At 41.6% G+C, this 4,574-nt stretch carries 2 protein-coding genes; one reads left to right on the plus strand and one right to left on the minus strand.

The annotated features are described in order from the left end of the window. Window positions 1-2,471, plus strand: a 2,471-nt coding sequence (locus SSCH_RS14785) for an InlB B-repeat-containing protein (RefSeq protein WP_044666154.1), incomplete at its 5' end; no start/stop codon positions are given. 161 nt (window positions 2,472-2,632) lie between these two features. Here SSCH_RS14785 and SSCH_RS14790 read toward each other — a convergent pair. After that, on the minus strand, window positions 2,633-4,168 hold the full coding sequence (locus SSCH_RS14790) for a hypothetical protein (RefSeq protein ID WP_044666155.1): 1,536 nt from the start codon (window positions 4,166-4,168) through the stop codon (window positions 2,633-2,635). Between the last annotated feature and the right edge of the window lie 406 nt (window positions 4,169-4,574).

A 4,574-nucleotide genomic window follows, 5' to 3' on the forward strand; every position in this document is an offset into this window, starting at 1 on the left:
GCGGCATTTATATGGGAACATTTGCCGCAGATACGAACATTGAAGGAGGTGCTTTGGACTCTCAAAAAAAGAATTTGGCAGCAAAACAATTATTGAAGGAGGGAGCATGTATTATGTTTAAGAAAGTTTTGTCATGGGTAGTTACAGTTGTCATGATGTTCTCAGTTTTTTTTACTATGCCCATTACTGCAAATGCTGAAGACACTATTTTCTATGAAGACTTTGAAAGCTATGCTGAAAATGCCTATCCATCATCTTTTACAATGAAATACAATGGAACAGGTGATGCCAATCAAAAGGTGATCACCACTGAAGGGTGGCAAGGCAGCGACACCAAGGTGTTTAGGTTGCAAGGTGCAAGTTCTTGGTCAGCTGAACATATCGTTGCTGTTCCTTCTCCACTTCCAAATACATTGGTGGTCAGCGCATATGTAAAACCGTTTAGCGGCCAGTGGCCAGGGCGCATTGGTTTGTATAATCCAACAGTGGGAACTTGGGGCACAAGAGTTTCCGGGGTCTTGTTTGAGAACGGAAACATTACCGCACTTCAAAATGGAAATGATAATAGCAAGATAAATTTGGGTCAATATACGATAAACAATTGGTACCATGTCAAAATGGAAAACAATATGACAGCAAAAACATACACTGTCTACATTGATGGCACCAAGGTCGGCTCAGATATCAATATGCATCAAACAGTAAGCCCTACACACCTGGACTTAACGGCAGGAAACATCGGCACCAATGAAATCTATTTTGATAATGTACTTGTTGCGGCTTCAGATACAACTGCACCAATCCTCACAGCAGGAGCAGCAAGCAGAATATCAGATACAAAAGCAACGGTAACATTCACCTCAAATGAAGCAGGGCAGTATTATTACGCAGTAGTGGAAAAAGATGCTGATGAGCCGGTGATCGACACCGGTGGTAGTGGTACAGTTTGTGACACTACAGAGCAAACCATTACCCTTGATTCCCTGACACCAGGTGCAAAAGATATTTATATTGTTGTCAAAGATGCGGCAGGGAATATCAGTGAAAAACTGAAAATTAACATAGAATCATTTAATGGTCTGACTGCTTATGGGTGGGTAGCTTATGATGCGGGGACAGGTATTAATACCGGTCCATTCACTGTTTCAATCCCCACTGGTTCACTGCAGTCGATTAAAAATGTCGAACATGACACTATTTGGATGAGTGGTGGAGATTTTGTCGATGACGCTTGGTACGCAGTAAACTACAGTTACGATAACTCGGGCCTTTACATTATTGATCAAAACACAGGCGACTATACACTTGTTGGATTCACCGGCAAGTCACTGCATGGTTTTACTTATAATCATATTAACGATGTCGCCTATGTCATCGAGATCATCAATGATACTTCTTCCAATCTTTATACTATCGATTTGACAACAGCAGAGGTCACCCTGGTAGGTCCCATTGGAGACAATGTAATCATCGGAATAGCCGCAGACAATGCTGGTAATTTATATGGCATAGATATTATTTATGACCAATTGCTTGCCATTGATCATACCAGCGGTACGGGGACAGCTATCGGAAACATCGGCCTTGACTTGAACTATGCTCAAGATATTTGCTTCGATAGGGATAACAATATATTATACGGCACACTATACAGTTACAGTGAACAAGGGGGGCTGTACAGCATAGACACTTCCTCTGGAACAGCCACCCTGAAAAAACTGTTCGCAGCCGAAGTAGATGCCTTTGCCATTCCTTACGTCTCGAATGTAATCCCAACACTTACGGCAGGTGAAGTTACTCGTACCGGTGACACAGATGCAGCAGTGAAATTTACATCAAGTAGAGCAGGGCAGTACTATTACGCAGTAGTGGACAGTGGTGAACCAGAACCGGTGATCGACACCGGCGGCAGTGGTACAGCTTGCACCAGAGAGGAAACAACTATTAGTCTGAACAGCTTGACCGCCGGAGACAAGGACCTCTATATCAAGGTCAAGGATAGATTCGGCAATATGAGCACAGCACTAAAGATCAGTATTCCGGCCTATATCCAGCCAACCTATGCCTTGACTGTAACTGCCGGAGAAGGGGGTACAGTCACAGGTGGTGGCAGCTTTGCGGCAGGGGCAGCTCCTACTATCACAGCAACTGCCGAGAGCGGCTACAAGTTCAGCGGCTGGACGTCAAGTGATGGAGTCATTTTTGCAGATGCAAACAGCGCTGTCACAACAATTACCATGCCGGCTAATGCAGTCACAGTAACAGCAAATTTCGTTGAAGTTCCTTTGGAAAAGACGGAACCGGAGAAGGACGGCGAAGTTGAGGTAACTGTTGAAACAGAGAAACCTGTACCCAGCGATGAGGCCGCACTGCCAAAAACAGGCGGGACACCTGTAGGAATTTTCTACGGGTTTGGTATGTTAATTACAGCCATCGGTGCAGTTATATCGTTTAGAAATAAAAAACAGTAAACTATTAGGCATTTGATAAAGAAAACATATTAAATCACAAGCAAAAACCGGGGGTTATAATCCTCCGGTTTGTTGTATTGATGGACAAGATATATCTACATCTCAAAATTATCGGAAATGGCCTGGACAGACGCATATTTTATACTTTCTGATACCCATAGCTAATCCCTCAACTTTTCAATAATTGTCTCCAACTTGGCAACTGTATCTTTTCTATCTCCCTCACTCTTTATCACCATGCCTGAAATAATCCTCAAATAATCCCAAAAAGCTGCGGTCAGGTTACTTTCATTGATAGCAAAGATCACAGATGGCGCTGTGGTTTTTGCAACAATTACACCGACATCATCCTTAACATAGAGCATATATCCCGCCATTTCTCCGCCGTATACAAAATGTATATTGTAGTTATCATAGGTTTCAAGAAGCCGAATAATATTTTGTAGATGTTTTTTAAATTCTTCAGGCTTGTAAAATAACTCGATGTCACCAAGCATATCGGGAAATCCTACTCGGACTTTTTTGTCTAGTATAGTCTCCGCGTCGGGAATGTTAATTAGTTCAGTAAATCTGTGTTTTTCTAAGCTTTTCTCAAAGCGATTATTCCGTATTTGCTGGTAGCTCAGTATTTGGTTCATTGTATCATTATCTAATTGTAAACATATACTTTCAGCTACATCGATGGGCATAGTGATCGTCGAAAGTGTATCTGTTTTTATAATGCTGTCTGCTTTCTCATCCTCAAATTCTGAAAGAGTGTCATCATATCCCTTTTTGCTGAGAGGCGTAAATATACGCATCAGCGGGCGGCACAGGGAAAGATAATTATTATATTCTTCGATGAGAGCCTTAATAGTATCTCTACCGTTAAAAAGAAAATTGGCCGCATTTTTTGTTTCGTTTCTAATGGAGTTCGAAGTTACAGCAGCGGTATCAGGCGCTATAAATAATGTGCGTCGTAATACCTTGTCACGAGTTTTTGGGTAATAATATGGCTCAATGGCACCCGTCATATAAATTGGCAGCCACTCGCCAATCGCTGAGAGCATTTCGTCAAGGTTGCGGTGTACCGTATGGATAATCTTTATTTTATTTCCTCTCATAATAACCTGCGATAAAAGCGCCGCCCATTTTGCCGTGAATTCACGGTTGTCTGTTAGCCATCCCAGGTCCTCATCACTGTATAAAAGAAGTGTTTGGGGGTTTTTGTTTTTGAGCAAAAGACATAAAAAGGTAATAACTGCATTTTGTTTGCCCTCAATACCGTAGAATACTATGGAATCGGTTGTAGAGGTTTTAGAGATACTTAGTGGTTCAATGGATTCAATTGGTGGTACTTTTTTAAATTTAAAGTGTGTTAATTCGTCAAGAAAGCTTTCAACTGATTTTGTGTCATCGCTCTTCTCCTCTAATAGCCAGTGACAGATGAGTTCTGCTTTATCCTCACTTTCTACCGGCAGCTTTGTTGAGGGTATTCTAAGTGCTTTGCACAGTGCAGCCCTTTGATATTCTTCAATGCAGTGCCGTGCCAGGTAGCCGGCAATTTCCTTTATGTAATTTTCATTTTTCGCAGGGGTGCGCACCCCCCGGCGCAAGCGACTGATGAATGAGGGGTCAAAAGAAAGATGACGGGCAAGTGCACTGTTTGATGTGTTAGTTATATTCATTAATAGGTCAAATTTATCGCTAAAAGCCACGAGAACACCTCAGATATATTTTAGCATAGGTAAATAGATATGAATAGCAGGTGTTGTCAGTACTGACGCATCAAAATGTTTAAAAATCTTGCGAGTACAAAAACTGGCGTTTTTATCACCGATTCCGAAGTTTTTTTGAAAAATATCCGTTCTACATGTGGTGGCACATCCTTTTCAAGCTATTTTGCTCCTTTTAACCTACTATAGCACCTTCAAATGGGCATACGGGTAGTGTACACCGTATTGAAACCGCTATGTTGAATAGAATTGCTAAGCTGCCGTTGGCCTTATTTTCCAATCATCATCCTGAACCAATCGCAGTTGGCCTGGGGATTTCATTAACTTGCGAATTCGCTTTGATTATCTTAAGGAATTTAGTAAAATTCATGTTTTTACGAAACTTTTT

Origin of the sequence: Syntrophaceticus schinkii (genome assembly GCF_000946815.1) — a bacterium.
In the GTDB taxonomy this organism is placed as follows: Bacteria; Bacillota; DSM-12270; order Thermacetogeniales; family Thermacetogeniaceae; genus Syntrophaceticus; species Syntrophaceticus schinkii.